Below are 17,140 nucleotides of genomic sequence, written 5' to 3'. Positions count from 1 at the left end.
ATTGCTCCAAGAGCCTTCGTCCAATGGCTTCGTACTTTTTTAGGTTAGATAAATATTTCCTGGACTTATTCTTTTTTAAATGTCTTTCTATCGATCTAGCCTGAGATTCAGAAGTACAAGTCAAACTAAAATACAATTCCCAATCTTCGGCCCTATTGGTAAAACTCCCTTTAATACCATGCTCCCTATGCTGATCTATTCGTTGGGATAGATCACTGCTGAAACCAATATAAAAAGTATCAATGGATTTTGAGTACAATATGTAAACCTTAAAAATTGACATAACAAAAAAAGGACAGCTGTTGAACTGTCCTTTTGAGCCTCCTGTCGGGATCGAACCAACGACCTACTGATTACAAGTCAGTTGCTCTACCAGCTGAGCTAAGGAGGCTTTTTGCTTTACCATCCTGATCACTACCAGAATAATAAGGCCTTTTATTTTTCAGCAAAAATACTGAAACAATAAAACATAATTCGAAATTGAGCCTCCTGTCGGGATCGAACCAACGACCTACTGATTACAAGTCAGTTGCTCTACCAGCTGAGCTAAGGAGGCTTTTTTGCTTGGGCTTTTCCCTTATTGCGAGTGCAAATATATGGGCATTCTCATATCATCCCAAATGATTTGAAAAAAAAATTAGGGAGATAACTATATCTCCCTAATAGTTAGAAACTTAAAATTCTCTTAAAATGGAAAGTTTTTTCTTGAGCTTCTCAATCTCTTCCTCAGCTTTTTCGATTTTCTGATCAAACTGATCTTTTAATTTATCGGCAGTTCTTGATGAAGCAAAAAACTCAAGGTTATTCTTCCATAAAGTGATATTATTTTCAAGATCACTGATCTGTTTTCTTATACCATGTTCTTTTTTATTGAACACTCTATCAGAATTTGGATCAGATTGAATCTTGTTCAAGTTAAGACGGAAAAGGAATTCTTCCCTATTTTCTCCATCAGTATCCATCACATCTACACAAGATTCAACTGCCTCATTAAACTTAGCAGCTATACTCTTAATATTCTTCCTAGGGACAAAGCCAATAGAATTATATTCTTCCACTAGCTTCTCAAGATTTTCAATTGTAAGTCCATCTGAACCTGGTAAAGCGCTTATCTTTTCACAAATAGCTTCTTTTAACTCCAGATTTTTCTCAAATTCTTGATTAGTTTCTTTATTGGCTTGTCTTCTATTGTCGAAGAATGTATCACAGGCAGTTTTAAACTTCCTATAAAGTTCGTCACGGACTTTCTCAGGTGTTGGTCCTAACTTCTTCCATTCTTGCTGAAGTTTGATTAGGGCATTTGAGGTGTTTTGCCAATCGGAACTATCCTTCAATTCTTCCGCTTTTTCTATCAAGCCCTCAGCTTTTTCTTTATTTATCCTCCTGATCTCATCAAGTTCTTTGAAGAATAAGTTTTTGTTATGGAAAAATTGCTTAAAGCAACCCCAGAAATTTCTATTTATCTCTCTTCCGCATTCTCTTGGAACTGGTCCTATAGATTCCCATTCCTTTTGAATCGCAAGAATTTCCTTGGTCTTAACATTCCACTCCTTGATCCTATTAGCTTTAAACTCCTTGAATTCATCAAGCTTTTTGATCAATGCTTCCTTTTTAACTTGATTTTCCTTGAAGACCTCCTTCTGACTCTCATAGTAAGCTTTACGCTTAGCATAAATGGCATCAGAAGCACCCTTAAATCGCTGCCACACATTTTCCTGCTCCTCTCTAGGAACTGGACCGATATGCTTAAATTCCTCATGAAGATCATTTAATGCCTTGATGGCACTTCTTAAGTCTTCCTCTTCATTAAGGGCTTCTGCTTTTTCACAAAGTTCAATCTTACCTTCTAGATTCTTTTTACGGTCGAGTTCCTTTAACTCAAAATAGATACTTCTATTATCATAGAATCTATCCATAAGGGCATTATAGGAAGCCCATAAGCTCTTATTTTGCGCCCCAGGCACAGGACCAATTTCCTTCCACTCTTGTTGGATATCTTTGATGGTAGAAATACTATGGGTCGTCTCTTCACCATCCACCAATTCTCTTAATTTTTCTAGAATTTGGTTCTTGGCATAAAGGTTTTTTTCCTTTTCCCTTTCAAGATTCTTTATCTGATCTGACCTGCGATTTTTGAAATCACCGTATAGGGCAAAAAATATCTTATCCTCTTCAGTTTGTCTATATTGAAAATCATCCTCTACGCCACCATCCTTCAAAAAGCTCTTCAAAGCTTCTTCTCTCTCCTTCTTAAAATGATCTTCCTCAAAGTGACTCTTGATATCATTAACAATTTGATCGGCTTTTATGAAATTGCCCTTTTCAATAATTTCCTTAAGCGCCCCTATCAGCTGCTTCTTGGAGTAATTACCATAATCTATGTCATGGTGTTCTTCTTCATGATGGTCATCATCGTGATGATCATCTTCATGTTGGGTATCATTTTCCGATTCATGCTGATTACCCACTTCAGTAGACTCTACTGATTCTTGGGTCACCTTGTTTTCTTCTGACATTTCCTTATCGTTCTTCATAATCTCTATGAGTACATCTTACCAAATATGCTATAAGCAAAAGTAATAAATAATTTAATTTAATCTTGGGTCGATGGGATAATTTGCCAAAACCTGAAAATCTCCCCCCATATTACGCAGTGCCACCCTCCAAAGCTCCTCCGGTGATGAATCAAAAATTGTCTTGGCATCCACCTGATCACATAATATCCAGGTTTTCTCACTTAGTTCATCTTCCAATTGCCCTTCTGACCAACCGGAATAACCTATAAAAAACCTAAATCCATCAAGATCAACCAACCCAGATTTATACTTACTGACCAACTCCTCAAAGTTTCCTCCCCAATATAGTTCCTCGGCAAGCTGAATACTACCTTCTAAGAGAGCTGGCCCTTTATAAATAAAGTGCAATGTGTTTTGCTCTACTGGCCCCCCGACATATACTTCCATGTCGAGAAATTCCAGTTCATCCAACAAATCCTTAATCTTTAATATTGACAACTTATTTAAAACAAGACCAAATGAACCGTTCTCATTACTTTCACAAAGCAACACAACCGACCTTACAAAATTTTCATCTTGTAAAAAAGGCTCCGATATCAGTAATTGCCCCGATTTTGGTATAATTTTCTCGTTTTTATCCATCAAATAGTATTTGATATTTAATCTTTAATATAGGTCAAAATTTCATAAATGCAATTAACAATGGTATTTTTATGACGATAAAAATCACTGGTAAAAATGGATATTGCAGCACTTAGAACAGAATATACCCTCAAATCAATGGAGGTTTCTATACTTGATAATTCTCCCTTAAAACAGTTTAGCTCTTGGTTAGAGGAAGCTATAAATGCCAAAGTCAACGAGCCAAACGCAATGAATTTATCCACCGTAGATAAAAATCATAAACCTAAATCCAGAATAGTCCTTCTGAAGGGAATTGACAACGGTTTTATTTTTTATACCAATTACAATAGCAATAAAGGCAAGGAACTGCTTGAATTCCCCTATGCTGCTTTGACATTTTTCTGGCCTGAACTTCAAAGACAAGTAAGAATTGAAGGTAGAATTGAAAAAGTCAGCCCTGAAATATCAGACAACTACTTTAAAACAAGACCAGAATCAAGCCAGATAGGTGCTTGGGCTTCACCTCAAAGTCAAATAATTCCAAACAGGGAGTTTATTGAAAACAGAGAGTCCGAAATGATTCAAAAATTCGAACATGAACCCATTGTAAGGCCAGATCATTGGGGAGGTTATAGGTTAATCCCGGAATCTATAGAATTTTGGCAAGGCAGGGCAAGCCGTCTTCATGATAGAATCTTATATAAAATCAATGAGTCTGGTGCGTGGGGTAAAGTCAGATTAGCTCCATAAAAAAGAGGTGATATTCACCTCTTTTTTTTTTCAATCGAACAAACTGATTTTATTTTAAATCAAAAAGATTATCGACTCCAATCATTTTTTCAACAGTAAAGCCTTCTCCATATCTCACGTTGATACTCTGTCCAAACTCTTTGGCCCTAGCCTCAATAAATGTGAAAAATTCAGGACTACTAATATAGCTCTCAGGCTCTTTATTATCTGGATCATAGAACTGTGACTTAAAAGCCTTGATGCTTTCAAGTTTAGCTTCCCAATGATCAGATATATCAAACACAAAATCAGGTTTAATATAGTTTGTTTGGATATAATGGTAAACATATTTGGGTCTCCAAGCTTGCTGGTCTTCACCCTCTAAATTGGTTTCAACTTTTCTAAGCCCGCTGATAAAACAAGCATTGCTTGCTAAGCTGCTCCCCTTTCCATGATCGGGATGCCTGTCTGTCACTGCGTTGGCCAATACAATTTCAGGTCGGTACTTTCTGATAATCTTTACCACTTCAAGATGGTGTTGCTCATCATCTCTGAAGAACACATCCTTAAAACCAAGGTTCTCTCTTGCAGAAAGATGTAGAATTTCAGCTGACTTTTGGGCTTCCTCTAGCCTTAAGCTAGGAGTTCCCCTAGTCCCCATTTCTCCTTGGGTCAAATCCAAAACACCTACTTTATATCCTTTTGCAATATGTGCTGCAATGGTACCTGAACAAGATAACTCGGCATCATCAGGATGCGCAGCTATTACCAATATATCTAACTTCATCAGAAATTTTTCTTTATGGGAATTTATTCAAAACTCCCATTTAACAAGAATATATAATTAATAGTTTACCTAATTCTTAATCTTTGTCCAACCCTCAAAATCGATCTGGTAGAAATATTGTTTCTCCGAGTTATCTGCCTTACTGACGTTCCATACCTTCTGGCTATCACACTGAGGTTTTCCCCACTCCTCACCCTATGGTAAACGGCTTTCTGCATTTCAATCACGTGTTCAAAACTACTTGCCGTAATTGTGTAAACACTGCTCTTTAACCTTCCTACAGAAAAGTCAAACAACTCGGTCGGATTGATAGACAAGCCCTGATACCTTACTTCAAAATGCAAATGTGGCCCTGTGCTTCTACCTGTACTTCCTCCTTTTGCAATAATCTCTCCGGCCTTCACTTCCTGACCTACGTTCACATTGAATTTTGACAAATGCCCGTAAAGGGTTTCCAATCCATTCCTATGCCTTATGACCAAATAATAACCATATCCATACCTATCATACGAACGCATCCTGACAATCCCATCAAAAACAGCATATACAGGATCTCCAGTATTTAAATCTAAATCAGTGCCATGGTGCCAACGATACCTCCTAAAACCGAACTCAGAATTGATTTTTGTATGATCTAAAGGTTTGCTCCAATTGCTACCAAAATAAGGGTCATATAATTTAACCGGAATGGTGTCCTTAAAATCTTTGGGATTAAAATCATAGCTATTAATACGCTGACTATCCCACGAGGAATAATGTTCAAAGGCTGTTACCCAGATACTATCTATTTGAACTTTCTCATTTACCTGCACCAGTTGATGAGTGGGCACCCACACCAAAGAAAGAGTATCCTCACTTACCGCACTTAACCTACGTCTTAAATCTACCCTATCTTTATATATTAAAGAATCAGTATCCCTGTGCAAATCCTCCAGATACTGTTTTACATCAAAAGTTTTGATACTACGAACATCCGGTAGTTTAACTGCCGCTTCAGTATTCTTCTTAATTTTTGGAAAGACCTGTGCATGCGCCCAGTTCAGGCCCATGCACAGGATTAGTGTTATTACAAAACGAAATGCATTTATACTCATGGAATTTTAAGCCATTTCTTTTTCAGCAAGAAATCGCTCTGCATCCAGAGCAGACATACATCCAGTTCCCGCAGCAGTTACTGCTTGTCTATAAATATGATCTTGGGCATCACCACAAGCGAATACGCCCTCGATATTCGTTTTCGTACTTCCTGGCTGGGTAATAATATATCCAGCATCGTTCATATCCAATACACCTTCAAAAATTTGGGTATTTGGTTGGTGACCAATAGCTACAAAGAATCCAGTCACTTCCAGTTCTGATACCTCACCAGTTTGATTATTCCTAATCCTTGCTCCACTTACTTCCTCTTCTCCTAAAATTTCCTCTGTTTCGGTATTCCATAGGATTTCAATCTTAGGATTGTTTTTCACTCTTTCCTGCATGATTACAGAAGCCCGAAGTTCATCCTTCCTCACCAACATATATACCTTTTCACAAATATTGGAAAGGTAAGAAGCTTCCTCGCATGCTGTGTCTCCACCACCTACTATCGCCACTTTCTGGTTACGGAAAAAGAACCCATCACAGACGGCACAGGCAGAAACCCCTTTTCCGTTCAATTTATTTTCACTTTCAAGTCCAAGCCATTTAGCCGATGCTCCTGTGGAGATAATTACAGTATCAGCAAGAACTTCGGTTTGATCATCCACAATTACCTTATGCGGCCTTGAGCTAAAATCAACTCCTGTAACCAATCCATAACGCACATCAGTACCAAATCTTTCTGCTTGCTTTTTGAAGTCTTCCATCATTTGTGGCCCCATCACACCATCAGGATATCCTGGGTAGTTTTCTACGTCGTTTGTGATGGTAAGTTGACCACCTGGCTGTCCTCCAGTATATAGTATAGGACTAAGACCGGCTCTTGATGCATATATGGCCGCAGTGTATCCCGCTGGTCCAGAACCGATGATTAAAACTTTGACTTTTTCTGCTTCTTTATTCATTGACCAAGAATTTTTGGTTGGCAAATTTTAGAATTTTAATCTTGTTAACAAAGAATCCTCCTGTTAAAATTCCCTAAATATTCAATTAAAATATCTCAAATCCTTTAGAGGTATATTCAGAACGATCCAGAAATATTATTCAAACAAAAAAAAAGGGGCATGAGCCCCTTTTGATGTGTGTTGACTTATTTTTATCCCAAATAAGGTTTTAGCGTTTTACTTCTAGAAGTATGTCTCAACCTTCTGATGGCTTTTTCTTTGATCTGCCTAACACGTTCACGAGTAAGGTTAAATTTCTCCCCTATCTCTTCAAGTGTCATGGCATGTTCACCATTTAAACCAAAATACAAAGTAATTACATCAGCCTCTCTTTGCGTAAGGGTAGACAGAGCACGTTGAACCTCTTTTCTCAAGGAGTCATTCATCAAACCATCATCTGGTTTTTCTTCACCATCATTTTCCAATACGTCCAATAGGCTGTTTTCCTCACCTTGAACGAACGGAGCATCCATGGAAACATGACGTCCTGAGATTTTCATGGTATCAACCACTTCTCCTGCAGTTACTTCCAGTACTTCAGCCAATTCTTCAGGAGATGGCTCCCTTTCAAATCTTTGCTCCAGTTCACTGAAAGTTTTACTGATTTTATTTAAGGACCCTACACGGTTCAAAGGAAGACGCACAATCCTTGATTGCTCAGCTAAGGCCTGCAAGATAGACTGTCTAATCCACCATACCGCATAAGAAATGAATTTAAAGCCCCTAGTTTCATCAAAACGTTGTGCTGCTTTGATAAGCCCAAGGTTTCCCTCGTTGATAAGATCTCCCAAAGACAAACCTTGATTTTGGTACTGTTTTGCCACAGATACCACGAACCTTAGGTTTGCTTTAGTCAATTTCTCAAGAGCTAGCTGATCACCTTCCCGGATTCTTTTGGCAAGTACCACCTCTTCATCTGCTGTTAAAAGGTCTACCTTACCAATTTCTTGTAAATACTTATCGAGAGACTGACTCTCCCGGTTAGTGATCTGTTTGCTAATTTTAAGCTGCCTCATTCAGGAATTTCATTTTTAGTTAGGACTTACTTATAACAGATTTACATCTTAAATAAGTTCAAATTACTAATTTACTGGATAATTTAATCTTTTTTCCCAGATTTCTCAGGCTTTGGCAAAAGAACCTTTCTAGAAAGCTTGAATTTTCCAGTCTTTTTATCTATATCAATTAGTTTAACAACTATTTCTTCTCCAGGTTCCAAAACACCATCCATATTTTCAAGTCTTTCCCACTTGATTTCTGAAATGTGCAATAGACCATCTTTACCTGGCATGAACTCTACAAACGCTCCAAACGGCATAATATTTTTCACAATACCAGTATAAGTTTCCCCTATCTCAGGCTGTGCTACAATATTTTTGATTCGTTGGATAGCAGAATCCATTGATTCTTGGTTGTTTGAGAAGATATTGATCTTACCAAGGTTATCTACTTCCTCAATGACAATAGTTGCTCCTGTATCTTTTTGGATTTCTTGGATTACTTTTCCACCAGGTCCAATTACTGCACCGATCAACTCCTTAGGAATCGTCATATTATATGACCTTGGAGTATGTGGCTTAAGTTCAGATTTAGGCGCTGCAAGTGTCTTAGAAATCTCATCTAAAATATGAAGTCTACCATCTTTTGCTTGATACAATGCTTCTTTCAACACACTGTAGTCCAAACCTTCTACTTTTAGGTCCATCTGACAAGCAGTGATTCCTTTAGAAGTACCGGTAACTTTAAAATCCATATCTCCCAAGTGATCTTCATCACCTAAAATATCAGATAGAATGGAGTAATTTCCAGTTTCAGCATCAGAAATCATGCCCATTGCTATACCTGTAACAGGAGATTTGATTTGGATACCCGCATCCATCATGGCCAATGAACCAGCACAAACTGTAGCCATAGAAGAAGAACCATTCGACTCCAAGATATCAGAAACGACACGGATGGTATATGGGTTTTCATCCACACTAGGAAGCACTTTCTTAAGTGCTCTCATAGCCAAATTACCGTGTCCTACTTCTCTACGCCCAGGACCTCTGTTTGGCCTTACTTCACCAGTGGAGAATCCAGGGAAATTATAATGTAGGAAGAACTTATTATATCCGGAGATCACAGCTCCGTCCACCATTTGTTCGTCCAATTTTGTACCTAGGGTACAAGTAGTTACAGATTGGGTTTCTCCCCGTGTAAATACTGCAGAACCATGAGCAGATGGCAAATAATCCACCACAGACCATATAGGTCTTACCTCATTAAGTTTACGACCATCCAAACGCTTCTTCTCGTTCAAGGTCAAGTTTCTAGCAGCTTCCTTATGGATTTTTTTGAAGTATGGACCGATCAAATCTGCCTCATATTCATGCTCCTCACCTAAGCTTTCTACAAATCCTTCCTTAATCGCACTGATCAAATCAGATCTTTCAGTCTTATTGGCGATTTGCTTGCTTACAACTTCATAACATTTGTCATAAAGTTCAGCCTTCATTTTTTCATAAAGAGCCAAATCCTCTTTCTCATGAGAATACGCTCTCTTCACTTCCTTGCCAACCAATTTGGTAAGTTCCATCTGAACTTGGCAATGCTTTTTAATTTCTTCGTGAGCAAACTGAATAGCTTCCACCATCTCATCTTCCGAGATTTCATCTGCTTCACCTTCCACCATTAGGATAAAATCCAATGATCCAGCAACGATGAATTCTAAAGTAGCTTCTTCTAATTTACTTGGTGTTGGGTTAATCACCAATTCACCATCAATTTTAGCTACCCTTACCTCAGAAATAGGTCCATTGAAAGGGATATCAGATACTGCAAGTGCAGCAGAGGCTGCAAGGCCAGCCAAACAATCAGGTAATACCTCAGCATCCGAAGACATTAGGGTAATCATGATCTGCGTATCAGCATGATAGTCTTCTGGAAAAATAGGACGGATAGCCCTATCTACAATACGGCTAATCAAGATTTCATAATCTGAAAGCCTACCTTCTCTCTTCAAGAAGCCCCCCGGAATTTTGCCAGATGCGGCAAATTTTTCTTGATAATCTACTGACATCGGAAGAAAGTCAACGCCCTCTCCCGCTTCTTTTTTTGAAACAACGGTTGCCAGGAGCATAGCATTGCCCATTTTAACCACTACAGCACCATCCGCCTGCTTGGCCAACGCACCGGTTTCAATGATGATTTCTCTACCATCCTCAAGAACGATAGATTTTGAAATTACATTTGGTAACATACGATTTCTTTAAGAATAAATCTTCTGACTAGTTTTAAAAGTAAGGTTTAAATATATGGGGGAAAAGAAAAAAAAAGTAAGGTTCCCGCAGTCGAGAACCTTACATGCTAATTATTTACGTAGTCCTAAGTCTGCTAATACAGCTCTGTATCTTGAAATATCATTTTTGTAAAGATAGTTCAAAAGAGCTCTTCGCTTACCTACCAATTTCAAAAGACCCAATCTTGATGAGTGATCTTTTTTGTTTGTTTTCAAGTGGTCAGTTAAGTGCTTGATTCTGTATGTGAACAAAGCGATCTGAGACTCAGGAGATCCTGTATCTTTGTCAGACTTTAACCTACCATGATTTTGAAACAACTCTGATTTTTTCTCTGAAGTTAAATACATGCTTAGTTAAAATTAATTATTACGTTTATTTAAAGCAGGTACAAAGATATGACTATTATTTCTAATAGTAAAGTCCCTTAGAGTTTTTTACGCCTATTTAGCCTAAAGCGTTCTTTGATTTTCTGAAAAGCAGCATAATATGCATCAGCCTCAAAAAGCCTGGCATCTTTCCTAGCCTGTCTAAGGAAGAACACACCTGCAGGAATTAAAGCGATATTGGCAAACCAGCTTCCCAAAAATGGGTCGGCCAGCCCTTCCTTGGCCCACTTCTCCCCTGTCAGGTTCAACATATAAAATATGATGAAGAAAATAATGGAAAGAAGAACAGGCATCCCTAGACCACCCTTTTTAATAATCGCCCCAAGTGGCGCTCCTATCATAAACATCACAATACAGGCAAAAGCTTGGGTATATTTCTGGTACCAGGCTATTTCAAACCTTCTTTTCTCCCTTGCCAAACCTTCCACATTGGCCATATTGCTGCTAAAATCATTCCTCAACGTTCTGGCGCTTTGCAAACCTATGGTAGCTGCCCTTGACTTATACTGCCCACTTTCTAATACAGAATCTACTTTTGCTATTTGTCTTTCTGAAAAATTCAAATAGGCAGTTTTAGCATCCTCCTCATTCTTCTTCTTTTTGGCGATTAACATTTTAGCCTTGTTCACAGCACTGTTGTCCACCTTTTTCGATTCCTCCTCAGCTATTCTATTTTCGTTATTGGTTTCAGCAATTGTCTTACTTGAATCACCGGAAACGCTATCCTTGGCAATGGTAATTGGTTTCTCTATCTCTTTTACATCAATAGTCACACTTTTTCCACTATCAATTGCTGCAAGCGACTGACCAACCTCATTTGAGTCTTGATCAATCTCATCCTCAATAGGCGGAGACACTTCTCGTCCACCTTGCATAGCTTCTTCCCTGGCCATTTTTCTTCTAAATGCTAGATTATCCAATGAATCAACCCTTGCTTTTTTTGCTTTTAGATCCTCAGGAATATTTATTTCCCTCTGTTTGCTGAAAAATGAATAAGCACCTCTAATTCTTGAGTAATTAGCATATTGATATTTTACCAGTTGGTTGGACATAGAGTCTACATCCATTTTTATCTCCCTGATATTTTTAATGGACCTATTGGATGACCATAGATTTTCAGGTGTTCTGTCCATTTCAAAGGCATCCAAACTGAATACTATCTCATTCTTATCAAACTTTGTTCTGGTAAAGGCAACGGGCTTACCTCTTATCCCCCTTTGGGCCTTATCCTCGTTATAGCTATAGCCATGAAACAATGTCAGCATCATATAACGATCATTGAAATAGGGTTCCATCCTTCCTGAATCTGCTGTAATCACTCCTAAGTTCCCTTGCCCACTTGAATGGTCATAAATGATAACATCCTGCAAACGGATATCATCGAGCTTTCTATTGACCTTAATACTGTAATTTGGAATGCCATTGTAGAAAATCCCTTCCTTAATATCCAATGCCGGAGACTTCATACGAATATCATACAACAAGCTGAAAGTTTTAAGATTAACCTTTGGCACTAAGTAATTATTCGAGAAAAATGCTGCAATAGTTAGAAAGAACACAAATACACCGATAGGCATCAAAGCCCTTACCAAGCTAATCCCACTACTCTTGATTGCCGTCAATTCAAAGTGCTCCCCTAGATTCCCAAAGGTCATCAGAGAAGAAAGCAGTACCGCCAAGGGTAAAGCCATGGGAGATATGGACACAACAAAATAACCTATCAATTCCATGTAGACACCAAACCCTAAACCCTTCCCAAATATTTCATCAAAATATTTAAGCATGTTTACAGTAAGTAGAATAAAGTCTACAACTATAAAGGTTAATAAAAATGGTCCAATAAAGGACCCTAATATTAATTTATCTAATTTTTTCATGAGGCGTTCGACCACCAATATTCACGTAATATGAGCGCACTAAGTTCATCATATTAAATGAAAAATTATAATGATCGAATTATTTATCCGCCAATAATTTCTTTTAAAGTGGTAACTAAACCATCCCAAATCTCCTCTTGCTCTCCATCATCATAAGAATCACTATAGTCTATCACCTTCAAAAACAAGGTTTGTGTGAGTTCGTTTTCATCCAACCTAAACTCGACATAGGACCTATCCTCTTCATCAGGCATAGCAGGGTCGAAAAACTCAAATTTCACTCCATGGTTAGAACGAATAGCAGCTATTCTAGCATAATGATCGATCCCATCATAAACAAAATTAAAATTCTTATCAGCATCAATGGTCACGTCATCAGCAAACCACTCAGAAAGCCCACTGGCAGTACTCAAATATGGGAAAATAATCTTTTTGGAAGTATTCACCTGATAGTCAGCAACAAACTTATTCTTTACCATAACTATAAAATTTTATTCTATAAAAAGTTAACATTTTTCACCTCCAGGGCTTGCATTTAATCAGATAACCCTACATATTTGCATTCCCATTCAGCAAGGAGTTGGCAGTTAACCTAAGCCAAAATTAATACTCTTGATGATAATGGCGACTCAAAAGAGAGTCAAATTACCTGGCGAGGTAGCTCAGTTGGTTAGAGCGCAGGATTCATAACCCTGAGGTCACGGGTTCAACTCCCGTCCTCGCTACTTATAAGCTTCCAGTTATGGAAGCTTTTTTTGTTTTTTACTCTTTTTATCATGGATGAACTTTTCACTGTTTATGTTTTATTCTCTCAATCTTCTGGTAAAACTTACACCGGAATGACCTCTGACCTTATCAACAGGTTCCATTCACATAATTCCTTTGCTAAAAAAGGATTTACTTTTAGATATAGGCCATGGATAGTTATTCATACTGAAAAGTATTTTCTTCTAAAACCAATGCACTTCTAAGAGAAAAGGAGCTTAAAACTGGTAAAGGAAGACTTTGGATCAAAACAAATATTCTACCTGACTATCTATAAACTAATCTAGCAACGGATTCATATCCGCCCAGGCGGACAAGGGGTTCAACTCCTCCCGATAGCTATCGGGACTACTTGTAAGCTTCCAGTTTTGGAAGCTTTTTTGTTTTTTACTCTTTTTATCATGGATGAACTTTTTACTGATCTATTAAACGTCATATTGGTCAGCAATTCCTTTACTAACAGAAACGCTTACCCTACCTTCAGTGGCGCTTATTTGGGCAAATTAACAACCAAATACAGCCTTACTCGAACCAGTATAGACAAGCGCACTTCCTAACAACCAGACTTCTAAACAAAAATTAGAAGTACCAAGATAACAAATCCCAATACCTACATCTAAATCCAAAAGAGACCACCCCTCCTGTTTTAGACAAATATTTCACGCTGCGCTTTTTGTAATATAATGAAATTTAAGAAATTGACCTGCTAGTAAACAGAAAATATTAACAAACAAAAAGCCCCTCAAATGAGGGGCTTTTATAATAGAGTAAGTTAGTGCTCCTTACTTTACTTTTTCAACAACAGCTTTGAATGCCTCTGGATGATTCATAGCAAGGTCAGCCAAAACTTTTCTGTTTAGCTCAACTTCTGCTTTCTTGAGCAGACCCATGAATTGTGAATAAGAAATGCCATGTTCTCTGGCACCGGCATTGATACGCTGGATCCAAAGCTTTCTGAATTCTCTCTTCTTAGCTTTTCTATCCCTGTAAGCGTATTGTAAACCTTTTTCGTACTTGTTTTTTGCTACAGTCCATACATTGCTACCTCTTCCGAAATAACCTCTTGTAGCTTTTAATACTTTTTTTCTTCTTGCTCTTGACGCTACCGCGTTTACTGATCTAGGCATAATTAATTAATTTTTTGACTCTTGGTGTCTGTGGACTTTTACCCTCAGAACTTGACAAACCAAGCATCTGGTGAATAAATAACCTTTAAATTGATTTTGTCGAAAATTAAATTCTCAACATGTCTTTTACTCTGTTCACATCTGACTCATGAACTTCACCCATTTTAGTAAGATTTCTCTTTCTTTTGGTTTCCTTCTTAGTCAGGATGTGGCTTTTGTAAGCATGTTTCCTTCTAATTTTTCCAGATCCAGTTAATTTGAATCTCTTTTTTGCACTTGATTTAGTTTTTACTTTAGGCATAACACTGTATTATTTGTTGAAATTATTTCTTACTGGTTTTGGGAGCAACAAACATATTCATTCTTTTACCTTCCATTTTAGGAAGTTGCTCCACATGACCGTATTCTTCCAAAGCCTGCGCGAATTTCAATAACAGCATCTCTCCTCTTTCCTTAAAGACGATTGACCTACCCACAAAGTGTACATAGGCTTTCACCTTCGCTCCATCTTTTAAGAAATTGATGGCATGCTTTAATTTAAAGGCGAAATCATGATCGTCCGTATTAGGTCCGAATCGAATCTCTTTCAGAACAGTTTTAGCAGCATTGGCTTTAATTTCCTTCTGCTTCTTTTTCTGCTCGTATTTGAACTTCGCATAATCAATCACCTTACATACAGGTGGATTAGCATTAGGAGAAATTTCTACGAGATCAAGGTCCTGCTCCTTGGCGATCTTAATAGCTGCATCCGTAGGAAGGACGGCATTTCCTCCTTCTACAAAGTCCCCAACTACCCTCACTTCTCGCGCTCGGATTTTTTGATTTACTTTATAAGGTTCCTCTTGTCTCGGTCTAAACGGTTTTCTTCCTCTCAAAATAGTTATATTGATTAAATGAATTTGACTGCAAATATCGGATATTTTTTTAATTATTAAAACACCCCATCTTTTTTAGCTTTTATTTTTATTTACTCAGGGATTCCGAAATAATATTTTTGAAGTACTTCACAAACTCTTCCGGAGTAAAACTACCCAAGTCACCTTCACCGTGCTTACGCACAGAAACTTTGCCTTCTGCTTCTTCTTTTTCACCTACAATAAGCATAAAAGGCACTTTTTTAACTTCTGAGTCTCTAATCTTTCTACCAATTTTCTCATCTCTGTTATCAATAGAGCCAGAGATATCATTCTCATCAAGTAACTGATGAATCGTATTGGCATACTCAATAAATTTCTCGGAAATCGGTAAAATATTAATTTGCTCTGGTGACAACCACAGTGGAAAATTACCCGCACAGTGCTCAATAAGCACCGCTACAAATCTTTCCAAGGAGCCAAAAGGAGCCCTGTGGATCATCACTGGACGGTGCTTCTGGTTATCTGAACCTACATATTCCAACTGGAATCTATCAGGCAATTGATAATCTACCTGAATAGTCCCCAACTGCCAACTTCTTCCCAAGGCATCTTTTACCATAAAGTCCAGCTTTGGACCATAAAAAGCCGCCTCACCTAGTTCAGTCACTGTATCAAGGCCTTTCTCTTCAGCAGCTTCTACAATGGCAGCTTCTGCTTTGTTCCAAGCATCATCACCACCGATATATTTCTCTTTGTTCTCAGGATCTCTTAGTGAAATTTGAGCAGTATAGTCATCAAAGCCCAAAGCCTTAAATACATAAAGTACCAAGTCAATAACCTTGATGAACTCTTCTTTCACCTGATCTGGACGACAGAAAATATGCGCATCATCCTGAGTAAATCCTCTTACCCTAGTCAAACCATGCAATTCACCACTTTGCTCATACCTATATACTGTACCAAACTCTGCATAACGAATTGGCAAGTCTTTATAAGATCTAGGCTTATGCTTATATATCTCACAATGGTGAGGACAGTTCATTGGTTTCAGTAGGAATTCCTCTCCCTCATGAGGAGTAGCTATTGGCTGGAAGGAATCCTTACCATATTTTTCATAATGCCCAGAAGTTTCATAAAGAGCCTTATGGCCAATATGCGGTGTCACCACTTGTTGATATCCTGATTTGTCCTGGGCTTTCTTCAAAAAGCTCACCAAACGCTCTCTCAACAAAGTACCTTTTGGCAACCAAAGAGGTAAGCCCATACCTACTTTCTCGGAGAAAGTAAATAATTCCAGCTCCCTACCAAGCTTTCTATGGTCACGCTTTTTTGCTTCTTCAAGCATCTTAAGGTACTCTGTAAGCTCCTTGGCTTTTGGAAAAGAAACTCCATATATCCTGGTGAGCATTTTATTCTTCTCATCTCCTTTCCAATAGGCTCCAGCTACATTAAGCAGCTTAACAGCTTTGATAAAACCAGTGTTAGGAATATGAGGTCCACGACAAAGGTCTACAAAGTTCCCTTGCTCATAGAATGTAATTGTACCATCTTCTAACCTATCGATTAGATCTAGCTTATATTCATCACCTTTTTCTTCGAAATAGGCAATGGCATCGCTTTTGGATATATCCTTTCTAATATATTCATTTTTTTGGCGGGCAAGCTCAACCATTTTTTTCTCAATGGTTTCCAACTCTGTACCATCTATCTGCTTGTCACCAAAATCCACATCGTAGTAAAAACCCGTTTCAATGGATGGCCCGATTCCAAATTTCACGCCTGGATACAATGCCTCTAGCGCTTCTGCCAAAAGGTGGGCAGATGAATGCCAAAAAGTAGATTTTCCATCTTTGTCATTCCAAGTCAATAATGCTACCTCTGCATCATTGTTAATCGGTCTGATGGCATCCCAAACCTCTCCATTTACTTTAGCTGCAAGGACGTTCCTAGCTAATCCCTCACTGATACTAAGCGCGATTTGTAAGCCGGTAGTTCCTTTTTCGTACTCTCTCACTGACCCATCAGGCAGTGTAATGTTAATTAAGTTATTAGACATTTAACTCTTCTAAAATTGAATTGAACATAGCACCTTTACAAACAGGTGCTT

The 17,140-nt window shown here is 38.1% G+C and carries 18 protein-coding genes and 3 tRNA genes; 4 read left to right on the top strand and 17 right to left on the bottom strand.

All coding sequences use genetic code 11. From position 1 onward, the window contains the following. From KMW37_RS21820 to KMW37_RS21800, 5 genes are all read right to left on the bottom strand, one after another. On the bottom strand, positions 1-283 hold a 283-nt coding region (locus tag KMW37_RS21820), incomplete at its 3' end, for a GIY-YIG nuclease family protein (RefSeq protein ID WP_215226760.1). Between the two features lie 35 nt (positions 284-318). Beyond that, positions 319-391, bottom strand: a tRNA-Thr gene (locus tag KMW37_RS21815). Positions 392-483: 92 nt separating this feature from the next. Then, positions 484-556 (bottom strand) — tRNA-Thr (locus KMW37_RS21810). 118 nt (positions 557-674) lie between these two features. After that, complete coding sequence (locus KMW37_RS21805) at positions 675-2,534, bottom strand: DUF349 domain-containing protein (RefSeq protein WP_215226759.1); 1,860 nt, start codon at positions 2,532-2,534, stop codon at positions 675-677. A gap of 54 nt (positions 2,535-2,588) precedes the next feature. After that, on the bottom strand, positions 2,589-3,158 hold the full coding sequence (locus KMW37_RS21800; protein WP_215226758.1) for a YqgE/AlgH family protein: 570 nt from the start codon (positions 3,156-3,158) through the stop codon (positions 2,589-2,591). Between the two features lie 96 nt (positions 3,159-3,254). Here KMW37_RS21800 and pdxH point away from each other — a divergent pair, with 96 nt between their 5' ends. Continuing rightward, the gene (pdxH, locus tag KMW37_RS21795; RefSeq protein WP_215226757.1) at positions 3,255-3,890 is read left to right on the top strand and encodes a pyridoxamine 5'-phosphate oxidase; all 636 of its coding nucleotides are present in this window, start codon (positions 3,255-3,257) and stop codon (positions 3,888-3,890) included. Between the two features lie 49 nt (positions 3,891-3,939). Here pdxH and bshB1 read toward each other — a convergent pair whose 3' ends face one another. The 8 genes from bshB1 to KMW37_RS21755 all read right to left on the bottom strand — a co-directional run bounded on the left by bshB1 (position 3,940) and on the right by KMW37_RS21755 (position 12,763). Beyond that, positions 3,940-4,656 (bottom strand): bacillithiol biosynthesis deacetylase BshB1, encoded by a 717-nt coding sequence (bshB1, locus tag KMW37_RS21790; RefSeq protein WP_215226756.1) that lies wholly within the window; start codon positions 4,654-4,656, stop codon positions 3,940-3,942. 65 nt (positions 4,657-4,721) lie between these two features. Next, a complete protein-coding gene (locus KMW37_RS21785) occupies positions 4,722-5,750 on the bottom strand; it encodes a M23 family metallopeptidase (RefSeq protein WP_215226755.1) in 1,029 nt (342 codons plus the stop codon). 6 nt (positions 5,751-5,756) lie between these two features. Next, positions 5,757-6,701, bottom strand: coding sequence for a thioredoxin-disulfide reductase (gene trxB / locus KMW37_RS21780; RefSeq protein WP_215226754.1), 945 nt, complete (start codon positions 6,699-6,701; stop codon positions 5,757-5,759). A gap of 191 nt (positions 6,702-6,892) precedes the next feature. Continuing rightward, a complete protein-coding gene (locus KMW37_RS21775) occupies positions 6,893-7,756 on the bottom strand; it encodes a sigma-70 family RNA polymerase sigma factor (RefSeq protein ID WP_015267200.1) in 864 nt (287 codons plus the stop codon). Positions 7,757-7,839: 83 nt separating this feature from the next. Further along, the gene (gene pnp / locus KMW37_RS21770) at positions 7,840-9,981 is read right to left on the bottom strand and encodes a polyribonucleotide nucleotidyltransferase (RefSeq protein ID WP_215226753.1); all 2,142 of its coding nucleotides are present in this window, start codon (positions 9,979-9,981) and stop codon (positions 7,840-7,842) included. Between the two features lie 111 nt (positions 9,982-10,092). Continuing rightward, on the bottom strand, positions 10,093-10,368 hold the full coding sequence (gene rpsO / locus KMW37_RS21765; protein ID WP_186757916.1) for a 30S ribosomal protein S15: 276 nt from the start codon (positions 10,366-10,368) through the stop codon (positions 10,093-10,095). A 77-nt stretch (positions 10,369-10,445) separates the two neighbouring features. Beyond that, complete coding sequence (locus KMW37_RS21760; protein ID WP_215226752.1) at positions 10,446-12,284, bottom strand: LptF/LptG family permease; 1,839 nt, start codon at positions 12,282-12,284, stop codon at positions 10,446-10,448. An 83-nt stretch (positions 12,285-12,367) separates the two neighbouring features. Then, complete coding sequence (locus KMW37_RS21755) at positions 12,368-12,763, bottom strand: START-like domain-containing protein (protein WP_215226751.1); 396 nt, start codon at positions 12,761-12,763, stop codon at positions 12,368-12,370. A gap of 172 nt (positions 12,764-12,935) precedes the next feature. Here KMW37_RS21755 and KMW37_RS21750 point away from each other — a divergent pair. From KMW37_RS21750 to KMW37_RS21740, 3 genes are all read left to right on the top strand, one after another. Further along, positions 12,936-13,009, top strand: a tRNA-Met gene (locus KMW37_RS21750). Positions 13,010-13,060: 51 nt separating this feature from the next. Beyond that, positions 13,061-13,255 (top strand): GIY-YIG nuclease family protein, encoded by a 195-nt coding sequence (locus KMW37_RS22495; protein WP_317195600.1) that lies wholly within the window; start codon positions 13,061-13,063, stop codon positions 13,253-13,255. Between the two features lie 195 nt (positions 13,256-13,450). Next, positions 13,451-13,606, top strand: coding sequence for a hypothetical protein (locus tag KMW37_RS21740; RefSeq protein ID WP_215226750.1), 156 nt, complete (start codon positions 13,451-13,453; stop codon positions 13,604-13,606). Between the two features lie 225 nt (positions 13,607-13,831). Here KMW37_RS21740 and rplT read toward each other — a convergent pair whose 3' ends face one another. From rplT to thrS, 4 genes are all read right to left on the bottom strand, one after another. Continuing rightward, complete coding sequence (gene rplT / locus KMW37_RS21735) at positions 13,832-14,176, bottom strand: 50S ribosomal protein L20 (protein WP_186757920.1); 345 nt, start codon at positions 14,174-14,176, stop codon at positions 13,832-13,834. Between the two features lie 106 nt (positions 14,177-14,282). Further along, positions 14,283-14,477, bottom strand: a complete 195-nt coding sequence (gene rpmI, locus KMW37_RS21730; protein WP_192010205.1) for a 50S ribosomal protein L35 — start codon at positions 14,475-14,477, stop codon at positions 14,283-14,285. 22 nt (positions 14,478-14,499) lie between these two features. After that, positions 14,500-15,051, bottom strand: a complete 552-nt coding sequence (gene infC / locus KMW37_RS21725) for a translation initiation factor IF-3 (protein ID WP_186757922.1) — start codon at positions 15,049-15,051, stop codon at positions 14,500-14,502. An 88-nt stretch (positions 15,052-15,139) separates the two neighbouring features. Then, positions 15,140-17,089, bottom strand: coding sequence for a threonine--tRNA ligase (gene thrS, locus KMW37_RS21720; protein ID WP_215226749.1), 1,950 nt, complete (start codon positions 17,087-17,089; stop codon positions 15,140-15,142). Positions 17,090-17,140 lie beyond the last annotated feature (51 nt).

This window comes from Echinicola shivajiensis (assembly GCF_018642165.1).
Classification (GTDB): domain Bacteria; phylum Bacteroidota; class Bacteroidia; order Cytophagales; family Cyclobacteriaceae; genus Echinicola; species Echinicola shivajiensis.
The sequence above is the reverse complement of the archived record's forward strand: the minus strand, read 5'-3'. Positions and strand labels throughout refer to the sequence as shown.

Coding starts and splice junctions, on each gene's coding strand:
- rplT (WP_186757920.1), bottom strand. CDS start 14,176: ATGCCTAGATCAGTAAACGCGGTAGCGTCAAGAGCAAGAAGAAAAAAA.
- KMW37_RS21800 (WP_215226758.1), bottom strand. CDS start 3,158: ATGGATAAAAACGAGAAAATTATACCAAAATCGGGGCAATTACTGATA.
- rpmI (WP_192010205.1), bottom strand. CDS start 14,477: ATGCCTAAAGTAAAAACTAAATCAAGTGCAAAAAAGAGATTCAAATTA.
- trxB (WP_215226754.1), bottom strand. CDS start 6,701: ATGAATAAAGAAGCAGAAAAAGTCAAAGTTTTAATCATCGGTTCTGGA.
- KMW37_RS21760 (WP_215226752.1), bottom strand. CDS start 12,284: ATGAAAAAATTAGATAAATTAATATTAGGGTCCTTTATTGGACCATTT.
- KMW37_RS21775 (WP_015267200.1), bottom strand. CDS start 7,756: ATGAGGCAGCTTAAAATTAGCAAACAGATCACTAACCGGGAGAGTCAG.
- thrS (WP_215226749.1), bottom strand. CDS start 17,089: ATGTCTAATAACTTAATTAACATTACACTGCCTGATGGGTCAGTGAGA.
- KMW37_RS22495 (WP_317195600.1), top strand. CDS start 13,061: ATGGATGAACTTTTCACTGTTTATGTTTTATTCTCTCAATCTTCTGGT.
- KMW37_RS21755 (WP_215226751.1), bottom strand. CDS start 12,763: ATGGTAAAGAATAAGTTTGTTGCTGACTATCAGGTGAATACTTCCAAA.
- KMW37_RS21740 (WP_215226750.1), top strand. CDS start 13,451: ATGGATGAACTTTTTACTGATCTATTAAACGTCATATTGGTCAGCAAT.
- pdxH (WP_215226757.1), top strand. CDS start 3,255: ATGGATATTGCAGCACTTAGAACAGAATATACCCTCAAATCAATGGAG.
- bshB1 (WP_215226756.1), bottom strand. CDS start 4,656: ATGAAGTTAGATATATTGGTAATAGCTGCGCATCCTGATGATGCCGAG.
- rpsO (WP_186757916.1), bottom strand. CDS start 10,368: ATGTATTTAACTTCAGAGAAAAAATCAGAGTTGTTTCAAAATCATGGT.
- KMW37_RS21785 (WP_215226755.1), bottom strand. CDS start 5,750: ATGAGTATAAATGCATTTCGTTTTGTAATAACACTAATCCTGTGCATG.
- pnp (WP_215226753.1), bottom strand. CDS start 9,981: ATGTTACCAAATGTAATTTCAAAATCTATCGTTCTTGAGGATGGTAGA.
- KMW37_RS21805 (WP_215226759.1), bottom strand. CDS start 2,534: ATGAAGAACGATAAGGAAATGTCAGAAGAAAACAAGGTGACCCAAGAA.